The following is a 21506-nucleotide window of genomic DNA, read 5'->3' as shown; positions in this document are numbered from 1 at the left end:
TCAATATACTACCATAATTAATCTGGGAAATCTCTACATTAACAATAGATTGAGGCTGTGAAAACAATATATATATATCTAGCTATTTTACGAATAAATTGCTTATATCCCATATTATTACTTCTTTATTAGATTGACTATTTTCTGAGCTTTTTCTTGTCCAACAAAAGACTTGGCGAATTCCTTCCCTTTCCTCACCAGTTCAGATCTTAAATCCTTAGGTCGGCTTAAATTATAAAAGTTACAAATAGCATCAGCATCTGTTTTCATTTCTGTAAAAACTTCAAAAAAGATAGGTACTTCAGAATCTTCACTCAAAAACACACCCAAAGCTTCATCAAATGATTTTTTATCCGTTGCCGACAGATATATAAAATTATTTTCCAACACCCATCCTTTAGCTCTTGTTTCGTGACGCGCTGTAGTATGTAAATCACTAGACTGATTTATCCATGATTTATTATAATAGAATTCTTCACCACCATGATTATTAATCATTAAAATTCGAACATTATTATCAATATTTCGCAATCTCAAAGCATTCATATCATAGAAAAAAGATAAATCACCTATAATCAAAAAGCTTAAGCCTGATAATACTGAAGCTTGCCCTAAGAAAGAAGATAAACAACCATCAATTCCATAAGTACCAATGTTAGCATATACTTTCACATCAGGCTGTAACTTGAAAAAATTGGTAATTCGTATTGAACTATTAATACTAAGATGAAGTATGGATTTAGAAGGGATATTTTCTACAACGCTTTTTATTGCATATATATTGGAATATTCGAATTCTGGAATGATAACCCGTTTTGAATGTTGTAAAAGCAAATTATGATAATTCAGATTATTAACCATACCAGTATCAATATGTGAATTACAATAATTAAAGAAATATAATGGCGGGCACTCAAATATCGTTGTTAAACTTTTATACATATCAACGATATGCCCATCCTCTTGGATAAGCCAATGCTCAAATTGTCCAGCAAAATGACGCAAAAGTTCTTTTATTCCCGAAGTTATATTATGCCCATAAGAAATAACAATTTCAGGCAGTAACTCCTTAAAATGATGATCTGCTAGATATCGACTATCCATACAGACGGTAGAGTTTATAATTCCATCACAATTCATGTTCGACATATATTCTATTGAAATTGATGCATTATAATTATGAAAAAATTGACTTAAAGTCTCTTTAAAAGCGTCCGACACATAACTACTTTGTCCACAAGTAACAAGAATTCTATTACACTTTTTTAGTGTTTCTATTTTAGAGACCCAACAATCATCAGTGCTAAAGACATCCAATCGTTCTATTTTGGTTACTTCAGGTAAAGTTTTGCAATTAAATGAACGATTATAATACTTCATCGGAATATTAATATGAACAGGACCTGTTCCATGATGATCTAGCTCTAACAATGCTTCATTCACCACTCTTTGGCAATGAATAAAATCATCCCTATTTTCTACATTCGGGAGATTCACTGATTTTTTCACATGTCTATCAAACATACCTACTTGATCTATCATTTGATCTTCCCATTGTCCTAACATTGCAGGATTCCGGTCGCTTGTTAATATAACAAGCGGTACTCCCTGATAAAAAGCCTCAGCTACTGGTGGCCAATAATTACATGATGCAGTAGAAGCAGTACATGAAATAACCACAGGCTCTTGAAGCTGCTGAGAAAGACCAAGAGCAAAATAACCAGCACTTCTTTCATCAACAACTGAATAACATTCGAAAAAAGGATCTTCCTCCACTGAGTGAACAAAAGGAACATTACGACTTCCTGCCGAAAGGACACAATGCTTTATACCATATTTTTTTAATAAAGCAATAATGATCTGATAAGATTTTAATTCTGTATACATGATTAAAATTATTATTAGTACTCAATTGTAAACACTCTTACTTTACTTAAGATTTTATAATAACTATGTTGCAAGGAAGGAACTAATTATAAACACTTACTGTATGGCTATAATGTCTTTGACGGTATTGTAGCCATGTAGTGAGTGCTTACCACAATCAATACAAATACCCTTGTCTATTACAGGCACCCAAAATCCTTCTGTTGATAAAGTAATAGTTATAGCTTTTCGAGGACAAGCTGCAGCACATACACCACAACCATAGCAGGAAATATTTATTCCGTTAGATATCATTCTTATAAATTCTCAGATGTCGCTCATAAAAAGCTTCCGGTGAATACACTTGCTCATATTTCTTCTTTGCATTAATACCATAGAAGGGGGTAGCAGTAGCTTTTTTGATAGCTTCCACCAATGATTCGATGTTAGGCAATTCAAACATTGCAACTTCAGCATCTGTATATAGCTCCTTAAATACAGGTAAATCAGAGCAAACTATATTCTTACCGTAAGCAGCAGCTTCCAACACGGATAATGGGAAACCTTCACTTCGACTGGGCAGAGCATAAATATCATAATAAGGAAGACATCTATATGCAAAAGGAATTCTTCCGGCAAAACAAACTCTATCTTCTACTCTGCATTTTTTGGCTAAATCAGTATATTCCTGCCTACTTTCACCTGAACCAGCCACAAACAACTTATAATCTGGCAAATATGGCAATGCCTGAATAAGTAGGTCTATTCCTTTCAATGGATAAATACGGCTATGAATACCCATAAGTAAGGAATTACCTTTAAAATCTAATAATTTTTGTTTTTCTTCTGCTGACAATAACAAGGCTGAATCAATGACTCTGGAGTTATAGGCAATACATAATTTTTTCTTAGATATCCATCTTGCATAATAGTCCATAGCAAGCCCTGTTAGTGTTATTACTCTATTATGCCTAAACACACTCAGAAGAGTCAAATATCCCCCAAAGAAAGTCTTTAGTTTAGAATATCTATAAGAAAAGTCCTGAAATACATAATTATGAAATGTTGCTATAAAATTGGTTGTGGTTTTCAGAGGCTTCCACAATAATACATACAGATTGGGTCTCAGTCCATGCGTATGTACGACATCAAACTCGTTAAAGGATACAGAAGAATAAAAAGATATACGTTCTGTAAGACATGGAAAATCCTGCTCAGTCATTTCATCAAAATAGTACACGACACATTGGTGACCATGCTGAATCATTACTTCTACCAGATCATGAACGACATTTACCGGTCCTGCATTATATAAAGACGGGACAATATACGCAATCTTCATTTTAAAGAATCTTTCAAATAAAAGAATAAACCTAGAGGATAAAAAAAATAAGTCCACCAAATTGGAGCCAATTTATCATTTCTTCTATATGGATATTTAATAGTATAGCGCCAATAATTAATAGCCGTTTTAATATATGTTTTTACACACCTTTTTTGTCTCAACATTTCATTACATACCAACATTGCTCCTTTAGGGCTATTTTGATAATGCTTTCTAATGGATTTCGTAAGTCCATCATCTAAATAATCACATATATATATTGGCTCATTAAAATATCTAAGTTTGTACTTATGTGCAATTCGATTCCAAACAATCCCTTCGGAAATAAACTTCTCATTTTCAAATTCAGGAAATGGGTAGTTCCTAAGAATATCTGTTTCAAAGACCTCAGCCATATCACCTTTTACACGATATTTCTCACGAAAACTAATAGAATCTGTATCCAATATTTTATAATTAGCTTCACCTCCTAGCTTTCTCCCATTCGGATATATTCTCAATCCACAAACTCCTGCAAAGGCTTTATCATCTTCAATCTGTTTAGTATAAAAATGTATTCGTTCAAGTGCATTATTATGTAAATAATCGTCACTATCTACAATGAAAAAGTATTTCCCTTGAGCCAATATGACGCCTTTATTAATTGCACGATGCTTTCCTCCGTTTTCAATCTTTAAATAATGAATATTTAATTTTTGTTCCGCAATAAAGGATTTAAAAAGTTCCTCCGTATCATCCGTACTTCCATCATCTATTACTAACCATTCAAAATCTTTATAACTTTGCAATATCAAACTATCATAAAGTTGTTTAATAATATACCCCCGATTATAGGTAGGAGTAAAAACTGTTATCATATCAATTTAATTGTTTTTTAAATGTTATTCAAGGCATTAGAACAATAGTTCCAAACAGAATAAATATTTGAAAAGAAAACATCTGAATAATTGAAGTACTTTGGACCTGTTACAAATAAAAAGTCCCAATTACTTAACAAAAAACAAAATGGAAATAAGAATATAAAATTATTATAACGTACATCTCGCATATATTGATAATAATATGCAATAGGATAAATACATAGCCATTCAGCTATTAACCTGAAACGTACAGTAAAATCCCAAGAAGCTGATACCAAATTCAAAACAATTAGTCCCCATAAAGCCAAACATAATAAATTATAGTTTATGGAACTCAGTTTCTTCCTTCTACGATACTGAATATACAACAACCATAGCAAAGAAAGATACATTGGTAAATATAAATATTTTCCTAAATTATAAGAACTATTCATTGATTCATTTCTAGCTTCACTTAAATACACACTAGAGTTAAATACATTTACCCCACAATACTTTAAAATTTCAATATAATCAAAGAAAGAAAAGAAATATGTTACAATAAAAAGTATTAATAACAGTTTTATTTTAGGCCTAAAGAAATGATATATATAATAAGCAATAACAGGAACATAATACATATAATGAATCAATGGACAAAGCAATAGTAAACACATATAACAATTCGCCTTCCTACGACATGCTATTTTTTTCACAAAAAAAATAAACCAAAAAGATGCTGTGAAAAAGCGCAGTACGCTAAAATGAAATGCTGATATAAAAAAGACAGAACATAATAAGAATAAAATTGAAATTATATTATTATTTATATACTTTATTAATTCACGAAGACATAAATACATAGCCGTATAATAAATAATAGACCAAAATATGTATACATAAATAGCAGATAAATTAAAATAAGAAAACAGCATAGCACTTCCCCAATAATATAGATCGATTTTTCCTAACCAATCTGTTCCGCTTAAAAGTCTATTATATCCCTCAACATATCTATATATATCATCTTGTGGACGAAATCTTACACACATATTTAGATATATGCCAAATAGAATAAAAATGCAGTATCCATAAAACTTCGAAAAATATTTTATCGACAAAAGAAATGCCCCCAAAGGCATAATAGGATATAATAATAATGATATTATTTTCAAGATCATACATCTGATTTTCTATAGCGTATAAACACTAATAAATTTCCAACTACTATTTCAAAAGTTCAGTCCATTTATTAAATATCGACCTTTTGGAAAAACGACATTCGAAATCTTCCCTAGCAGCCTCTCCATACTTATTACGTAATTCCTGATCATCCATTAACAACAATATCTTTGCTTTCATGTCATCACAATCATTCAAAGCTATTAAATCTCCGTCTATCCCGTTGCGAACAATATTTTTGGGTCCATGTGGACAATCAAAACAAACGATGGGCAGTCCAAAAGATTTAGCTTCGGCAAGCACTAGCCCCCATGGTTCAAATCGTGCTGTAGAAATATATACAGATGCAGTTCTATAATAATCTTCAATATTACTTACCGCCGGAATCATCTGTACCTTTTCCTCCAAATGCAAATCCTTAACCTTATTCCATAAGTTTTCCTTTTCTTCGCCGGAACCCACTATTTGAAGAATCCAGTCATTATGTTTTTGAGAAATATCCGCCCATATATCCAAAAGGATATCAAATCCCTTAGTACGTACCAAGCGCCCCACACTAAGAACTGTCTTATTCTGTAAGTTAGATTTAACTTCCGCATCCATTACGAAGTTACCAATCACAGAAACCTTTCTCTTTATTCCTCTCGGATAGCTATTTCGATCCTGTTCTGTTAAGACAACTGTTTGATTAGAAACAATTGCACTAAATATCCGAAATAAAGTGCCCCAGCGGGACCCTGCAGATAAAGTAAAATGATCCCAAGTAATAACTTTCCCTTTCATCCCTAAACACTTGGCCAAAAAAGATACTTGCATCATAGGAACTGCTACATTTATTACATAATCCGGATTTATATCACTTATTATCTTTTTTAGTCTAAAAACAGCTCTCAGCTTGTATTTATTTTCAAAAGGAATACCTAATAGTAATACTTTTATCTTATCATTAAGAGGAAAAGCAGAAGTTCTATCTGTCCCAAATAACACAACAATTACTTGATACCCTTTATCAACCAATTCATTCATCACACCTGTTGATATACGCTCCGTACCGGCAGCTGCCCGTAACTGCTCCTGAAGAAAAACTACTTTCGGTTTCATTGTAATATATCCTCCCATTTTCTCATTACATTATCAATAAAGAAACGTTTTATATTCTCTTTCGCATTTTCTCCCATTTCCATGCGTTCATCAGGATGTTCTATCATATAAAGCATTGCATTTGCCAAACCTTCTATATCCCCCACCTTACCAACTAAAATACCATCCTCACCATGACGAATTATTTCACTTGGACCACAGTTGCAATTATATGATATACATGGAAGACCACACGACATAGCTTCTCCAAGAGTTAACGGAAACCCCTCATTTCGGGAAGACATTACATAAAAAGCGGATTCCAAATATTTACTTCGAATATCTTTTACCGGTGCACAAATAGTTACGGAATCTTTCACTCCATTCTTCTGAATTAATTCATTGTAATATTCCTCGCGTCCATAACCATAACCATAAATTTCCAAACTCCATTCAGGATATTTAGCAGCTACAATAGACCATGCCTGAAATAAATAATCAAATCCTTTTTCTATAGAAAGACGTCCCACAGCAATCACTTTCTGAGATTCTATAACAGGCATAGAGCCTGATGATTCTATCGTTACAAAATTGGGAATCACAATCATGTTAGGAATATTACCTCGCAGAAGCTTATCTTTCTCCGTTAAGACAATAAATCGATCATAATGCTTATAGATACGTTCTTGATAATACATTCCCAAATCGTATATCAGATTATAGAAAAATGAATTCAACTGATGAAATTCGATTTTTGCCTGACTTGAAAAGTGTATCTCAAAATACTTCTTACTACCATCTATTAGTTTGGGAATGAAGCCCCTATTTATCAATGTTATGAAATAATCACAAGAATGAGACTCCAAATATTTTGCTACTTTTCTCTTATGGTCTATCCGGCTTCTTATACTATAATACACACTTTTCAAGGCTCCCCACAGATTACGTTTCTCATCATAGGCACTACCTCGAAAGATATGTAAAGCTTCTATTTTGACCTTAGACGACAGAGGGAAAAAAGATTCTGTAGAATCGCTCATTGAAAGCATTGTTACTTGATAGCCATGTTCAGCCAACCAGTTCGCTTTCAATACAACAATACGCTCCATCCCTCCGGGGTGGCTTATATCACCAATATGATAAATTATTTTTTTAGGCATTCTGCTTTTGTTTATTCTGACAAGAATCCAATAAGGACAAAAGATTCTCTAATTGAGAGATATTCTTCTCATTACATATTTTACATAAATCATAGAAAGGACGTAACAAGAAAGTAAACTTCATCTCTGGAAAAAGATAACCATTATACATAGCCGTGGAAGAAAAGAACGTCACAATTTCCTTAAATTTCATATATTGCAAATAGTACTCGACTGGTATATTCATCTGAGCAGACAATACATGAAAAGCCAAGTGATATTTCCTTGCTATCTTGATTACAGCTTCTCGCTCTTCTTCTTGTTCACGAGGATGAAATTTGATAAATAGAATCGAAGTACTATCCAATGTTGAAAAATAGCCTTCAACAACCTGTAAATACAAGTTCAGATTACCCAACGACTCATAAATATTCTGGGACATAAATAGAATGCAATTTTCTATATCAGAGAATTTAGTAACCTCGCCATCCAGGAATTGTGCCAAATCACTAGAGAACAATCTTTCTACACGTATTTGCTTATCAAAATCTTCATGATAATAAGGTACCACACTATAGCGAAGGTCAATCGGCAATTCAGAAAATGGTAAATCTTTTAAAAAACAGTAAGTAGCAAAACGAAAATGATAAATAGGCAAATAATAAAAACAATCGAAAAAGATCGCTAATAACTTGTTCAATAAATAACCGCCCTTTCGTGGATGAATTTGAAAATTATAATGACTAGATCCCTCTTCAAAAAATACTATTCGATACCCCTTCTTCTTAAATAAATTTGCCCCAAACTTACAGGAAAAATTATTCATATCACCTAGAAATAAAGTATCAATTCGATGTGCCTTTAATAGAGAACATATTTCTTTATATCTTCGGAATGCACGTAGTGCCGTTTTTAATAAATGACGTTTTTCTATTGCAGCCCATCCTGCGACATCCGGCATAAGAACACTTTCCATCCACATAGATGGAATAATAGTCAAACGATAGGTATCAAGAAAATGCTTATTTTCTCCTACATAACCACACAACATTACATTATCAGTCAATTTTTCCTGATTGATAATTTGTTGCGCAATTAACAATTCAAGGGGAGTATGAATAAAAAAAAGATTTGCCATAAGATATTACAATGATTTTACAAACGGTAACTTAGCCACATATTTCTTTACATAAGTCCGTTCTGGCAAATTCAATCCTAACCAATAAATACATATACCAGAAGAAATGCAAGATGTAATACATACTACAATTAAACGATAAAAGTCATCCTCCTCCATCATTACATAACATATTAATGGTGGCAATGAAGCTATAATTAGGACACGATAACTGACAAAAACAACTTTCCATAAGTACTGACGCACCGGTAATGCTACAAATTTGTGAACAAAGTACAACCTAGGGAAAAAACAAAGTATTGAAACAAGAATGGAAATAACAAAAGGTATTTCCGGATATTCCGCAACTTTTAATGCTAAATACGACAATGGAACAATCAAAAGCAACAAAGAGCTTACCCATATCTGAAATTGACGAACTCGTCCGGAAGCACCTAAAGCATTATCCAAAGGATTATTGAATATATCAATAGTTAATTCTATGATAACCAAACGCGTAAACAAAATGCTATATTCAGGAACTGTTCCTAACCATAAGTGTAGTATATAAGGAGTTTCTATTAACATAGGAATAGAAAAAAACATAATCAAAAAAAAATGCCAGTTTAGAACTCATGAATACTAAACCCATCATTTCTTCGTGGTGCTCAGAAGAATACAATTTAGTAACCCGTGGAGATACAGCATTATAAAAGTTCACCCTCAAACCATTTACCGCAGCTTGCATTTGAAAAGCAATACCACGAGCTGCATTTATAGCCGGGTTAAAAAAAAGATTGATTAACACATTCAATCCTTGACTTCTCATAGCACCTGCCAAAGTTCCCATCATACTCCACATTGAAAATGACAGAATCTCTCTCATTTTCGACTTATTCCAATAAAAAGCTAACCTACATTCCTTAAAGTTCTTTCTGCTATAGAAAACATAAAAGCTACTAATAGTAACTTGCGAAAAGAACATCAGCAAAGCATATATTTTCAATTTATCATAATAGACAATTCCTAATAAATATACTACAATCAACTTCAATGAAACTTCAATTATAGCGACATAGCCATATACAGTCATTTTCTCGTTAGAAAAAATAGCAGAAATATAAGGGCTAGTTAATATAGACACTATAAAAGAAAAAATAGCTGATTGATATACCCAATTAGCAGCAGACATTCTTTCACCGGATATTGTCATTTGGGTATTCAGGAACCAAAGTCCAATGGTTTCACATAATATTAACACCAAAAAAGCAATTCCTATATATGCATACATTGACAAATTAAAAATTCCTTTCAATGCACCATAATCTTCACGGCCTAACTCAAAAGAAAGATATCTTTGAGAAGCAGATGCCATCGAATTGACAACAAACGACAATAGAGAAACAGTACCGCCTACCACATTATATATTCCATAATCTTCCACACCCAATATTTTCAGCACCATTCTAACGGTATATAAACCTATCCCTAAAGTTAGAATCATACGAAAATACAAGACGATTGTATTTTTAGCTATCTTTGAATTTTGAGATGTTAAGAACATTATCAATTATACCAATCTATTAAAGAGTGCTTTACTATTCTTTCCAGATATTCTCTCCTTTAATACAAAAACTAACCTAGTTATTATCATTAGCTTAAATATTTCAATTCAAACGGAGTCCCTTTTTCCAAATTACAATTTACTGTTCTCCCCAAACATTCGTATAAATACTTAGGATGCAATCCATAACCAGGACGAATAGAACGAAGATTCTTAACTGTCAAAATATCTCCTTTATTCATATTCTCACAAATAAATAACGAACGACAAGAATCACGCCCACTAATTACATCCACATCCGTAGGATAAAAGACTGTACCTTTAGCTAGTTCAACTTCCCGGATCATTTGCACCATATGGGCAAACTCTGCCGGTTCCATTGAGAAACCACTATCTGCTCCTCCCATACTACGATCCAATATCAAATGCTTTTCCACGACTATTGCTCCTAAAGCAACTGACGCTACTGCAATCGCATTCGTCATAGAATGATCTGAAACTCCAACTTTAACACCTAAATGTTGCTCCATATCCGGTATGGTAAGTAGATTTGCCTTCTCCAAAGGCGCTGGATAAGCCGAAGTGCATTTCAATAAGGTTATATCATTATTGTTTTCTTCCCGACAAATCTTCACAGCTAATTCAATATCTTCCAACGTAGCTACTCCAGTCGAAATAATCATAGGCTTTTCCTTGCTCGCGGCATAACGGATCAGATTCGTATCAGTGATTTCAAAACTTGCTATTTTATAAATTGGATTTTCTATACTTTCCAGAAAATCAATGGCAGAAAAATCAAAAGGAGTTGAAAAACATACTAGTCCTAAAGAATGAGCATAATCAAACAGTTCTCGGTGCCACTCCCAAGGTGTATAAGCCTCTTTATAAAGCTGATATAAAGAATAACCTTTCCATAAACCATTTTTTTTCTGAAAGTAATCTTTATTCGAATCAATAGTAATTGTATCAGCCGTATAAGTTTGCAATTTCACGGCATCTGCTCCAGCCAATTTAGCGGCATCCATCGTTTTCTTAGCAATCTCAATGCTACCATTATGATTAGCCGAGAGTTCAGCCACAATAAAAGTTCTGTTATCCATCATTATATTTCTATTAAAGAAGTTATTTTTCTATATTTACTCCCTAGGTGCTCTATATTCATTGAAGAATTTTGTTGATGATTAATCCATTCACTAAATAACTTAGGAACATTAATACCTGCCGCTTCAGTAAACATATAGCCACCACCAAAACGAGGATTCATATCTATAACATATAATTCACCACGAATCTCGATAAAGTCACAATCCATATTTCCTCTATGTTGAAATAGGATAGAAAGTTTTTGAGCCAGATTTTCAGCCTCAGGAAAAGAGACAATTTCTGCAACATCCGTTTCACCTCCCCTCATCTCAATCTTCTTCTTTATGACACACAACTGATAATTTCCGTTCAAATCATTGATTATATCCATTCCATATTCATTAGAAGATAATAATTCCTGAAATATTATCCCCCTTTTTTTATCTCTAACTTCGCCTAAAAATGAAGGAAATGATACATTGTTAATATTGTAATACATATCCAATTCATCATCTGAATGAAGAATAGACAAACCTCTTGAACCCATTCCCCAACGATCTTTAGCTATTATAGGATAAATTATTTTACCCAAACTAAGGTCCCATTTCAATTTATTGATATTTATATATGTCAAGGGAGTAGCAAGACCATTTGCCTTCAAATATTCATAAAACAAATATTTATCCAAACATATCAAGGCTTTTTCGTAAGGCAAACCGATTAAAGTACATCCTATAGACTCTATTATATCTTTGTTTTTGGATAAAATAACGACTTCAACATCACTTAATGTCAAAACATAATCTATTTTTTGATTGTCTATAAATGATATCAATGTTTCAATGTATTCAGCAGAACTATAACTCGGCATTTTTATAGAAATAATATTCTTGTAAGTAGCAAGGACCCAGTTATTACGATCGCCAATATATACTTCAAAATATTTCTTAAATAAGTCTACTAAGTATACTTGATGTCCAGGACTTAAAATCAAAATCTTTTTCATATTCTTATTTAGATATAGTCTATAATTTTTCAAATATTTCTCTAATTTTTGTAACCTGACTTTTATAATCAAAAACAGGAGAAATTACTTTATCCATAGAAGTAAAAACTTTATTAATATTATCTTCCAGATCATCTAACAGTAAATTACCTAAGGGATAGATCAGACGATTATTCTCCAAAAAATGATAATATTCAATTTGATTATCGACATAATATCCTGCTGCTATAGGCAGCTTACAAGCCATAGCCTCATTGCAAATTGTGCTGGCAGAAAATATGCCTAAATCTGACAAATTAAATAATTCAGCAATCTGTTCTGCTGAAATTCGAGAATAAACTTCAACATTATTTTGACAAGGAATATTCACACGTGCCGTATCACCAACAATTACTTTTATCTGAATCTGTTTGTTTTGTAAAACAGCTAAAACTTGATCTGTTAAACTATAGGGATCAGCTCCCCCTAAAGCAATCACAACATTAGTAATCTGATTGTTTTTACGTTTGCGAATGTTATTAATAAAAGGTTGCCGTAAAAAAGCCCACTCAAGACCAATATACAATTTTGTAAACTGTTCCACAGAATAATCTTCCGGTCTACAAAAATCAGGATTAAATATTATATCACAATAAAAATGCTGGGAATGGATACCATCAATACAAACCAGTTTACATCCTTTTCTCTTTATCTGCTTTTGAAAATTAGTGTCATAATAATAATTATCCAATACAACTATTTCATCTCCATTCAGTAACGATAAAAACTCTTGAAATTGATCTGTCGTCCCCATTAAAGGGAAGTATTTACAAACTTTATTAATTTCATCTAATTGATAGAATGTTGGTTCAAATGTTGAAAAATAACAATCATAACCATCTTTCAGCATATCAGCCAAAGCTAAAGTGCGTATAAAATGTCCATAACCTATATGCTTACCTGCATCCGCCTTAAATATTATTTTCTTGTTCATGACATCTTAATAATTGGAATTTCATTTCCGCCAATTTCCAATCCGTATCAGTATCTAAGTCCTGAACTTGTAGTTCGTTCATAATAAATGCGCCTGTCTTTTCTCCCCAAAAACCATTGTACTTTAAAAAAGCTGTTACTGTAGATATATAAAACTGCCCTGCATCATGATACATAGTTTCTAAATCTTGCGACCTTGAATTAACATATTCAGACCACTTCATACGAACATAATTATCAGAATTTAAATACAAACATCTTTGTATCGGATAAGAAAAAGCGACTAAAGAAAATATAGAATCCCAGCCATTCACCATGAGTTCATGAAAAGATTGTTGCAATATATCTTTTGATATAAATGGAGCTGTTGAGTAGATACAACATACTGTATCAAATATCTTTCCTATATTTTCATAACAATCCAAAACTTCACAAATTACATCAGCAGTTGTTGCATAATCATTTGCCGTCTCTGCTGAACGCATAAAAGGTACACTGGCACCATACTCTCGGGCCACCACGGCGATTTCCTCATCATCTGTAGAAACCATCACTTCATCAAACAATCCGGACCGCAAGGCTGCTTCTATGGAATATGCAATAATCGGTTTTCCCATAAAAAGTTTAATGTTCTTACGTGGTATCCGTTTGCTACCACCACGTGCAGGAATTATAGCTAAATTCTTCATCTTTTTACAAATGCCAAGACCTTATTAATTACATATTCTTGTTCTTCATCTGCCAAAGTCGGAAACATCGGAAGGCTCAAACAATGTTCATAATATTCCTCAACTACGGATAAATCACCTTTTCCATTACCCAATTGCTGATAATAAGGCATCAAATGTAAAGGGACATAATGTACTTGGGCATAGATATTATTCTCATGCAGATAATCATACAAGCCCTTACGGTCCGCTACCTGAATGATATAAAGATGGTAAGCATGATAGACTTCATCCGCATTATAAGGTACCTTAATTCCTTCTACGATTGAGAAAGCTTCATTATATCGCATCACAAGCTGGTGACGACGATCAAGCCCTTCTGCTGCACGTTTCAATTGAGAAACTCCCAATGCAGCCTGAAAATCTGTCAGACGATAATTATATCCCAGTTCCTGCATCTCATAATACCAGCCACCATGATGTTCATGAAGTTTGGTAGGATCTTTAGTGATACCATGTGTACGATACAAACAAAGTTTATCATAAAGCTCCTTGCTGTTTGTTGTCACCATGCCCCCTTCACCAGTCGCAATATGCTTCACCGGATGGAATGAAAAGACTGCCAGATCGGCAAAATTACCATTACCGCAATATTGCTTATTCCCATTGCTATCTAGGAAATAGCCTCCGGGAGCATGGCAGGCATCTTCCATGATCCATAAGCCATATTCATCCGCCAATTCCCGAAAAGCTTCCAGATTCAAAGGATAACCGGCAAAATCTACGGGAACAATCCCCTTATAGGTTCCTTTAGGAGCAGCCTTCAGCATAGCTTTAAGCTTGTGGATATCCATCAAATAAGTATCCTTATCGATATCACAAAATACCACCTCACCACCGCAATAACGAATACAGTTGGCACTGGCAGCGAAAGTCATTGGAGTTACAATGATTTTATGACCAGGCTTTACGCCTAACACAGTAGCAGAAAGATGAAGACCGGCAGTTGCATTGTTTACCGCAACCGCATATTTGGCACCGACATATTCTGCAAATTTTATTTCAAATTCTTTTATCTTAGGTCCTTGTGTCAAATAGTCGGACTTAAGAGTTTCGACAACAGCCTGAATATCTTCGTCTGTTATATGCTGGCGACCGTAAGGAATTATTTTATCGATCATTTTACCTCAAAATCAGGATCAACATATTTTTTTATCTTCTCACGCATGGATTCTACTGTTTCCCATTCCTCGTTTTTATCGGAACTGTAGTGGAAACCTTGTGGAACCAAGGTCGCATGATGATGGATGATGTACTCTTCCTGTGTATATTTATAAGAAACAGAAGGTAATATCGCATAATATTTACCCAAATCAATTGTGTTCAAAGCATCGGTCACTGTTATCATCTCTTCATGCAGTTTTTCACCCGGACGAATACCAATCTCTTTCAACGGAAGATTAGGAGCGATTGCTTTTGCCACATCTACAATATGATAGGACGGAATCTTAGGAATAAAAAGTTCACCGCCTAAATGGTGTCCGATAGCAAACATGACCAACTTAACTCCAGCTTCGAGTGAAATATTAAAACGTGTCATTTCCATATTTGTAATAGGCAACTCTGCCGCACCCTGATCTCTTTTATTCAGGAAAAAAGGAATGACGGAACCACGAGATCCCATTACATTCCCATAACGCACCACAGAAAACCTAATGTCTCTTGAACCGCTTATATTGTTAGCCGCAATAAACAGTTTGTCTGAAGTCAATTTGGTTGCCCCATATAAATTAATGGGAGCACAAGCTTTATCAGTAGATAAGGCTACCACATCATGAACATTATTAGCCAAAGCGGCTTTTATCACATTTTGGGCACCATGGACATTCGTTTTAATACATTCTTCCGGATTATACTCTGCTGTATCAACTTGTTTGATAGCAGCAGCATGAATAATAACATCCACTCCTTCACATGCACGAGTTAACCGTTCTAAGTCACGGACATCACCAATAAAATATCGCATCTGACGGTATTTATTCTCAGGATATTTCTGTTTCAACTCAAATTGTTTTAACTCATCACGAGAGTAAATTATGATTTTTTTCACTTGTGGATAATCGCGAAGAATTGTCTCCACAAACTTTTTACCAAAGGAACCTGTTCCCCCAGTTATTAATACAGATTTGTTATTAAGCATCGTATAGTAAGTTTATTTCATTTTTATAAAAAAAGATTTTATCTTAATTTTCACGACATCCGATATCTACACTTTTTCAGATAGTAATTATAAAATAGAACTGGAAATATACTTAACGAAGTAGTCAATACGATCCGAATCAAAACTATCACGTATGAATTTCCAATAAAAGCCATATCAGCAGCAGAAGGAAAAAAGGTAAACACAAACATCTGCAGTAGAAAAATCTCATAAGAACACTTCCCCATCAGACAAAACAAAGACTTTAAATATCTGCTTGACCATTGATAAATTTTATGAAGCAAGTAAACAAATAAATAAGCGACATAAAAATAACATACCCAGTGGCAAATTTTCCAATCGTTATTAAAGAATAGGGGTTCTAGATTAATACTAGTATACGTAAACATCAGAATAAATAGAATACTTATAAAAGATAAAAGTATTGTTCTCTTATTTATTTCTATACCGCTAATCGTCCATATATATCCTAGACAAATTAAATACACATACCTTATAGCTAAAAGTCTATATAATCCTGCCGGAATATGAATATAGGTACACAACATTTCTAAAGCGACGCACAACACAGTAAATATTAACAACAAATACCCGCCCCTAATTCGTTGATTCACAAATCCAACAATTGGTAAAAGAAAGAAAAACTGCACATAAATCCATACATAATATGATCCAGGGCCTATCCCCCCCGGACAATATTGCATTTTTTTATAGTAACAATAGGATTCTTTTGTTGAAAAAATATTAGCAACAACAATTGTATTACAACAAGTAATAGAAAAGGTTTGAATATTCTATGAAATAACTTTTTCAAGTCATAAGACACCGAAATATAACCAACACCTTTCTTATAAGAGTGAAACACTTGTACAAGAAGAAAAAGTGGAACAGCCTGTGCTCCCCATAATGAAAATAATATATATTCTTGCAATGGAAGACAATGAGCTAATATAACAAAGAGTATACTTACTCCTTTTAAATAATCAATGAAAGGATCATATCCCTCCTTACTCAACAAGATAGTCTTATTGACTAGACGAATGTTCACTATATTATGATATTTGGCAACTTAGACAAAAAATAATAAATTGATAGCAATATCACTTTATGACTTAATATTGCTCCTGTATCTTAAAGCAAATTTCAAATAGCTGTTGTTTCAAAAATGAAGGTGAAAGAACTTGAAGAAGTTTTCTAGAACGTCCTAAAACAGATTGCTTCTGAACTTCGTCCTCCGAATTTGCATACATTGACACACTGTATCCCATCAAAATAGCTAAACACAAAGCTGCCTCCTGCTCCACTGTTTCACCTCGCTGAGGATAAAGTTCATTAATCAAATCATGAATACTTTTATTCAATTGAGCTAAATCATCAGAATACACATATCCCATATTACTCCCATCAGGAAGCAATAAATGTACGGAATTCAACAAACGATCAATCTTCTCTTGCAAAAGAATAGCATTCATCCCGCTTTATCGACTTAAACAGCTACAGTTATCGGTTCAACATACCCGATAGGCATATCAACACAAGCACACCCCAGCATATTCAAACGAACGGCAATCTTACTTTTACCATCCACATTAACTAGTTCGCCAACAAGACCTGTCAGAGGTCCTTTAATCACACGAACCTGTTCGCCACGAGCCAAAGGAGAACTGTTCATGCTAACTGATTCTGCGGAATAATCAAGCATGAAACGGAAACGAGCCATTTGCTCGTCAGGAATTACAGCAGGACTACTCTCACCGCGCATCACCATGTAACGGCTGACAGTAGAAAAACTCAGAACTTCCATACGTTCCTTTGGGTCGACATGTACAAAGACCATCATCGGAAGTAAAACGGAGGTGATCATCTTACGACGGTCGCTCCATTGGTGGAGTTCTTGTTGAACGGGAATGAAATTCTCTATTCCCATCTTGTCCAAACGTTCGGAAACCTTCTTTTCATGGTGCATCCGAACCAAAGCTACATACCAGCGTTTTGAGTGTGCTACGCCTTCCCCTGTCCCATAAATAGGCCCAGCATTTAGTGATTTCTCTTTTCTTAAAATCATGTTTTTTTACCCCATGTTTATCCGTTACTTCTTAGGTAACGAACAAACATAGGGCAAGCTAAACAGGGAACTTTTTTCAACGAAACGATGAAAAGATGACTATAAACTTGGAAATAGAGCAGATGTGAAGGTGTTTTTCAAAAATTAGAATAAAAAAAGACATAACACGAATATTGCAATATTCATCAGTTATGCCTGCATTTGATTCATTTTCCGAAAATAATTTCATTTTTGTTTGCGTATTTTCATAAATATGTCCATCTTTGCGCCATAAATCATTCCGTTACCTAAGAAGTAACGCACACTTATAAGCACTGTATATCAGCTACATAAATTATTTCATCCTATCTAAACAACATTTTTTAGCGTAAGATTAATTCTTCGATTTACTTCCGTTCGATCTTTCAATTCAAACCCTTTCAGGTAAATTTGCGTCGTCTTGATCGATTTATGCCCCAGCGACTCACTGATCATCTCGATAGGAACCCCGCGATACTTGGCGATAGTGGCCCATGAATGACGAAGCGTATAAGACGTGACGGGAGATTTCAAGTGCAGAGCTTTCGCTAACCCTTTCAGACAATAATTGAACTTCCGGAGGGCAGACTGATATTCGCGATAAGCACACTCATCTTTCCGTTTTTTATCACCACGGAGAATCCCGAACAGATAATCCGGACAATTCGGACGAGACTCCTGCCTGTTCCGAAGTTGGTTCAACAACTCCTTAGCACTATCCAATACTCCAACACTGATAGGAGTCTTCGTTTTGATACGATTATAGCGCAACACATCGCTGTCCAAAGCTGATTTTTCCAGATGTGCCAGATCAGCGAAAGACATCCCGCAAAACTGGAACATCAGGGCAGCAATAGACTGCGTACGACGTAAACGCTCCGATTGAGGATCGTCATACAGAAGCTTATGCAACTCCGACATAGGTAAAGCCCTTTTCTGCCGTACGTCCACTCCCGTATAAACATCGCGAAACAGATACGGGACATAAGGCGCACTCCCCGCCTCTACCCCACGGTTGTAGACACTACGCAGCATACGCATATACGTAGAAATCGTATTTGGCCTCAAGCCACACTCGTAAAGATGCTGCTCATAACGTCGCAAACGCTCACGCGTCACTTGCCTGAACGACACACTATACCCTCCACAAAACTTGGTAAAAGAAAGAAGGGCATTCTGATAGACATGCGCTGTAGAATAGCGCCCCTCCTTTCGCAAACGACCGATATAAATATCGGCACATCGACTGAATCCATTTTTATTCATTATTTGCATCACTAGTTAGATTACACAATACAAATTAAGATGAATAAACAGGAAATCTTAGTTTTATGTTGTTTGACTATATTAAAATTACTAAAAAGCTTTTTCGATTATCCAATCTCCCAGCGTGCAACTTTCACTATCAAGATTGACTGCCACCTTTACCACAGGCAATCCACACAGGGCAAAACGTTCGGGATAATTTTTCAAATTGATCTGTTCCATACCGATTGTCGCACTCTTATCCAGTTTCAATTCCAAGATATACAGTGTCGTTTGAGTGCGTAATACCATATCCACTCGTCCACGGGGAGTACGCACTTCGACATCTACATAATAATCCAACAAGCTGAATATGATATAAAATATCTGCTGGTAATGGCCTTCGTATTTTGTATTATCGCATTGAGGAATAGTAGACAGGAATGTTTGCAAACGAAGTAATGCCGCATCCATATCGCCATTCCGGATATCACGGGAAAGATAAGCCACCATGGTCGTAGCTTCCGATGTCTTACTTGCTACATAATCAGGAAGGAGGCTCTCCATCAATCCCAAACGTACCTCCTTATTAGGGATATCAAGTGTGTAAAGATCCAATTCTTCATCATATCCCTTAATAGTGATATAACCACTTTGATAAAGCAGCGGGATAATCGTAGTCATCGTTTCCGTAGGAGCATCGAAAGCAGAAGACTTTGCAGCCAATGGTCCTATCTCAGAAGGCTCTACGCCAAATTTGTTCAGCATCTTTATCAGATAAGTAGGCGTACCGCTACCAAACCAATAAGAACCAATCTTTCCCTTCGACATAGCAGTAAGCAGACTGAACGGATTATAGATATCAGGTGAAGGATAGGTGAAATGATAACCGTCATAATTCTCTTTCAACTTCGTCAATACTTCATCTGCAGTAATATTCAATTGTTTTGCTAACCAGGCGACATCTTCTTTCATCTGAGTACCTACTTCATCCTCAGTTATGCCACAAATAGCAGCGTATGGTTCATCCATACTGATATTTTCAATATTGTTCAATTCACTAAAAATGCTGAGTTGTGAGAATTTAGTAATACCAGTCAGAAACACATAACGCAAATAAGGGTCACAGGCTTTCAACAGGCTGTAAAAGTTACGCATGATATTGCGCAAAATGCTAAGATTCTCATGTTCATGCACCACATCCAGCAAAGGAGCATCATATTCGTCAATAAGAACAACTACCTTCTTGCCGGTCTGTTCATAAGCACGCTTGATGAGTCCTTCCAAACGCTGATTAGGAGTAACCTCCTCATTCAGCTTTCCATAAATCTGTTCATATTCAAACAGCTTTAAACTCAATTCTTGCACCAACTTATCCTTATCAGTATGCTTGGCAGTACTCATATCGAAGTGCAGCACCGGATACTCCGTCCATTCCTTCTCCAGCTTCTCTATCGCCAATCCCCGGAACAATTCTTCACGACCGGAAAAATAACTGTGCAATGTAGAAGTTAGCAATGACTTACCAAAACGGCGGGGACGACTCAAAAACATATATTTAGAGGAGGAATGCGTCATCCGGAAATGTATGCTGTCTTATCTATATAGAGGTAATTTATCTCCCGAATTTCCGAAAATGTCTGTATTCCGATGGGATATAATCTCTGCAAATCTTCCATATCAGCTTTCTTTTTCACAAAGCTACGAAAAATTATCAGATTCACCTATTTTTTGATGCTCACGAATCCGTAACCCCATAAAAAATGTGAGAGAAAACCTTTCAATTTTCTCTCACATTTGGAAAACAATAAAATTAAACTCACTTACTAATTGCCAATTCGTTCGCTATTGCTTTCTTTTAAAACAGCAATTGGCATCATTCTTCGTTCTTTTCAAGAGACTTCTTCTCTTAAGCAATCTAATTCTCTACCTAATTATTAATTTACTCCCCTTAAAATTCTGTCTAGCCATGGACAGTTCATCCACCTGTTATCTATTGTCTGTTTATAAATAGTTCCTTATATTTATAAGAGGAGCTTTCTTTCCTTTTTTACCAAGAAAAATAGAAGAAAAAATAGATTTAATTAAAAAAACGC

General features: G+C 34.7%; 16 protein-coding genes and 2 pseudogenes. All 18 read right to left on the bottom strand.

Annotated elements, in window-relative coordinates:
* Window positions 1-117 precede the first annotated feature (117 nt).
* The gene (gene menD / locus HMPREF9007_RS03425) at window positions 118-1887 is read right to left on the bottom strand and encodes a 2-succinyl-5-enolpyruvyl-6-hydroxy-3-cyclohexene-1-carboxylic-acid synthase (RefSeq protein WP_008763337.1); all 1770 of its coding nucleotides are present in this window, start codon (window positions 1885-1887) and stop codon (window positions 118-120) included.
* A gap of 283 nt (window positions 1888-2170) precedes the next feature.
* Entirely contained in the window at window positions 2171-3208 is a 1038-nt protein-coding gene (locus HMPREF9007_RS03430; protein ID WP_008763336.1) for a glycosyltransferase family 4 protein, read from the bottom strand.
* Window positions 3205-4068 (bottom strand): glycosyltransferase family 2 protein, encoded by an 864-nt coding sequence (locus tag HMPREF9007_RS03435; protein WP_008763335.1) that lies wholly within the window; start codon window positions 4066-4068, stop codon window positions 3205-3207. The genes HMPREF9007_RS03430 and HMPREF9007_RS03435 overlap by 4 nt, the downstream gene beginning before the upstream one ends.
* Window positions 4069-5277: 1209 nt before the next feature.
* Complete coding sequence (locus HMPREF9007_RS03440; protein ID WP_008763333.1) at window positions 5278-6351, bottom strand: glycosyltransferase family 4 protein; 1074 nt, start codon at window positions 6349-6351, stop codon at window positions 5278-5280.
* Window positions 6330-7472 (bottom strand): glycosyltransferase family 4 protein, encoded by a 1143-nt coding sequence (locus HMPREF9007_RS03445; protein ID WP_008763332.1) that lies wholly within the window; start codon window positions 7470-7472, stop codon window positions 6330-6332. Before HMPREF9007_RS03445 ends, HMPREF9007_RS03440 begins: the two co-directional genes overlap by 22 nt.
* Complete coding sequence (locus tag HMPREF9007_RS03450; protein WP_008763331.1) at window positions 7465-8589, bottom strand: polysialyltransferase family glycosyltransferase; 1125 nt, start codon at window positions 8587-8589, stop codon at window positions 7465-7467. Before HMPREF9007_RS03450 ends, HMPREF9007_RS03445 begins: the two co-directional genes overlap by 8 nt.
* Before the next feature lie 6 nt (window positions 8590-8595).
* Window positions 8596-9156, bottom strand: coding sequence for a hypothetical protein (locus tag HMPREF9007_RS26885; protein WP_165000546.1), 561 nt, complete (start codon window positions 9154-9156; stop codon window positions 8596-8598).
* On the bottom strand, window positions 9104-10033 hold the full coding sequence (locus HMPREF9007_RS26545; protein ID WP_277754712.1) for a hypothetical protein: 930 nt from the start codon (window positions 10031-10033) through the stop codon (window positions 9104-9106). The genes HMPREF9007_RS26885 and HMPREF9007_RS26545 overlap by 53 nt, the downstream gene beginning before the upstream one ends.
* A gap of 188 nt (window positions 10034-10221) precedes the next feature.
* Window positions 10222-11235, bottom strand: a complete 1014-nt coding sequence (gene pseI, locus HMPREF9007_RS03460; protein WP_008763330.1) for a pseudaminic acid synthase — start codon at window positions 11233-11235, stop codon at window positions 10222-10224.
* A complete protein-coding gene (locus HMPREF9007_RS03465; protein WP_008763329.1) occupies window positions 11235-12221 on the bottom strand; it encodes an ATP-grasp domain-containing protein in 987 nt (328 codons plus the stop codon). The genes pseI and HMPREF9007_RS03465 overlap by 1 nt, the downstream gene beginning before the upstream one ends.
* A 19-nt stretch (window positions 12222-12240) precedes the next feature.
* Window positions 12241-13194, bottom strand: coding sequence for a pseudaminic acid biosynthesis protein PseG (locus tag HMPREF9007_RS03470; RefSeq protein ID WP_008763328.1), 954 nt, complete (start codon window positions 13192-13194; stop codon window positions 12241-12243).
* Window positions 13172-13882, bottom strand: coding sequence for a pseudaminic acid cytidylyltransferase (pseF, locus tag HMPREF9007_RS03475; RefSeq protein ID WP_008763327.1), 711 nt, complete (start codon window positions 13880-13882; stop codon window positions 13172-13174). Before pseF ends, HMPREF9007_RS03470 begins: the two co-directional genes overlap by 23 nt.
* Window positions 13879-15042: a UDP-4-amino-4,6-dideoxy-N-acetyl-beta-L-altrosamine transaminase gene (gene pseC / locus HMPREF9007_RS03480; protein WP_008763326.1), complete on the bottom strand. Its 1164-nt coding sequence runs from the start codon at window positions 15040-15042 to the stop codon at window positions 13879-13881. The genes pseF and pseC overlap by 4 nt, the downstream gene beginning before the upstream one ends.
* A complete protein-coding gene (gene pseB, locus HMPREF9007_RS03485; protein WP_008763325.1) occupies window positions 15039-16061 on the bottom strand; it encodes a UDP-N-acetylglucosamine 4,6-dehydratase (inverting) in 1023 nt (340 codons plus the stop codon). The genes pseC and pseB overlap by 4 nt, the downstream gene beginning before the upstream one ends.
* Window positions 16062-17194: 1133 nt before the next feature.
* Window positions 17195-17554, bottom strand: coding sequence for a UpxZ family transcription anti-terminator antagonist (locus tag HMPREF9007_RS03495; protein ID WP_008763323.1), 360 nt, complete (start codon window positions 17552-17554; stop codon window positions 17195-17197).
* A 14-nt stretch (window positions 17555-17568) separates the two neighbouring features.
* Complete coding sequence (locus tag HMPREF9007_RS03500; protein WP_008763322.1) at window positions 17569-18147, bottom strand: UpxY family transcription antiterminator; 579 nt, start codon at window positions 18145-18147, stop codon at window positions 17569-17571.
* 373 nt (window positions 18148-18520) lie between these two features.
* Window positions 18521-19431: pseudogene (locus HMPREF9007_RS03505) on the bottom strand (tyrosine-type DNA invertase cluster 3b).
* Between the two features lie 90 nt (window positions 19432-19521).
* Window positions 19522-21089: pseudogene (locus HMPREF9007_RS03510) on the bottom strand (ATP-binding protein).
* Window positions 21090-21506: the final 417 nt, after the last annotated feature.

It is taken from the genome of Bacteroides sp. 1_1_14 (assembly GCF_000162515.1).
In the GTDB taxonomy this organism is placed as follows: domain Bacteria; phylum Bacteroidota; class Bacteroidia; order Bacteroidales; family Bacteroidaceae; genus Bacteroides; species Bacteroides thetaiotaomicron.
This window is presented reverse-complemented; position numbering and strand designations above follow the sequence as displayed.

What these genes read in the sequence shown, in the direction of transcription:
- pseI (WP_008763330.1), bottom strand. Translation starts at nt 11,235, where the DNA reads ATGATGGATAACAGAACTTTTATTGTGGCTGAACTCTCGGCTAATCAT.
- HMPREF9007_RS03445 (WP_008763332.1), bottom strand. Translation starts at nt 7,472, where the DNA reads ATGCCTAAAAAAATAATTTATCATATTGGTGATATAAGCCACCCCGGA.
- menD (WP_008763337.1), bottom strand. Translation starts at nt 1,887, where the DNA reads ATGTATACAGAATTAAAATCTTATCAGATCATTATTGCTTTATTAAAA.
- HMPREF9007_RS03465 (WP_008763329.1), bottom strand. Translation starts at nt 12,221, where the DNA reads ATGAAAAAGATTTTGATTTTAAGTCCTGGACATCAAGTATACTTAGTA.
- HMPREF9007_RS03495 (WP_008763323.1), bottom strand. Translation starts at nt 17,554, where the DNA reads ATGAATGCTATTCTTTTGCAAGAGAAGATTGATCGTTTGTTGAATTCC.
- HMPREF9007_RS03430 (WP_008763336.1), bottom strand. Translation starts at nt 3,208, where the DNA reads ATGAAGATTGCGTATATTGTCCCGTCTTTATATAATGCAGGACCGGTA.
- pseB (WP_008763325.1), bottom strand. Translation starts at nt 16,061, where the DNA reads ATGCTTAATAACAAATCTGTATTAATAACTGGGGGAACAGGTTCCTTT.
- HMPREF9007_RS26545 (WP_277754712.1), bottom strand. Translation starts at nt 10,033, where the DNA reads ATGGTGCTGAAAATATTGGGTGTGGAAGATTATGGAATATATAATGTG.
- pseC (WP_008763326.1), bottom strand. Translation starts at nt 15,042, where the DNA reads ATGATCGATAAAATAATTCCTTACGGTCGCCAGCATATAACAGACGAA.
- HMPREF9007_RS03435 (WP_008763335.1), bottom strand. Translation starts at nt 4,068, where the DNA reads ATGATAACAGTTTTTACTCCTACCTATAATCGGGGGTATATTATTAAA.
- HMPREF9007_RS03470 (WP_008763328.1), bottom strand. Translation starts at nt 13,194, where the DNA reads ATGAACAAGAAAATAATATTTAAGGCGGATGCAGGTAAGCATATAGGT.
- HMPREF9007_RS03440 (WP_008763333.1), bottom strand. Translation starts at nt 6,351, where the DNA reads ATGGGAGGATATATTACAATGAAACCGAAAGTAGTTTTTCTTCAGGAG.
- HMPREF9007_RS03450 (WP_008763331.1), bottom strand. Translation starts at nt 8,589, where the DNA reads ATGGCAAATCTTTTTTTTATTCATACTCCCCTTGAATTGTTAATTGCG.
- HMPREF9007_RS03500 (WP_008763322.1), bottom strand. Translation starts at nt 18,147, where the DNA reads ATGATTTTAAGAAAAGAGAAATCACTAAATGCTGGGCCTATTTATGGG.
- HMPREF9007_RS26885 (WP_165000546.1), bottom strand. Translation starts at nt 9,156, where the DNA reads ATGTTAATAGAAACTCCTTATATACTACACTTATGGTTAGGAACAGTT.
- pseF (WP_008763327.1), bottom strand. Translation starts at nt 13,882, where the DNA reads ATGAAGAATTTAGCTATAATTCCTGCACGTGGTGGTAGCAAACGGATA.